We start from the raw sequence: 495 nt of genomic DNA, 5'->3' as shown, positions 1-495 counted from the left end.
GCCGTGATCCCGACGGTGCGGATATCGACCACGTTGGGCTCGTTGCGCAGGCTCATCACCGCGTCGGCGAATGTCGGCTCGAGCGCCTTGGCGCGCTCGAACAGCTTTTCGTCGCGATAGATGTCGAGGGTGGCGAGCCCTGCGGCGCAGGCCAGCGGGTGCGCCGAATAGGTATAGCCGTGAAACAGTTCCACGGCGTTCGGCGGTCCGGACATGAACGCGTCATGGATGGTGTCGCGCACCAGCACGCCGCCCATCGGAGCCGCGCCGTTGGTGACTCCCTTGGCGAAGGTGATCATGTCCGGCAGCACGCCGTAGCGTTCGGCGGCGAACGCGCAGCCGAGCCGGCCGAAGCCGGTGATGACCTCGTCGAAAATCAGCAAAATGCCGTGCCTCTCGGTGATCTCGCGCAGCCGCTTGAGATAGCCTTTGGGCGCGGGCAGCACGCCGGTCGATCCCGCCATCGGCTCGACGATCACGGCGGCGATGGTGTTG

1 protein-coding gene is annotated in these 495 nt (G+C 66.3%); it reads right to left on the bottom strand.

Features of this window, described 5'->3' with window-relative positions; genetic code table 11:
- Positions 1 to 495 (bottom strand): aminotransferase class III-fold pyridoxal phosphate-dependent enzyme (locus BGN91_RS10465; RefSeq protein WP_292612886.1); only part of this gene is annotated, 495 nt, incomplete at both ends.

The organism is Nitrobacter sp. 62-13 (assembly GCF_001896955.1).
GTDB lineage: Bacteria > Pseudomonadota > Alphaproteobacteria > Rhizobiales > Xanthobacteraceae > Nitrobacter.
The sequence above is the reverse complement of the archived record's forward strand: the minus strand, read 5'-3'. Positions and strand labels throughout refer to the sequence as shown.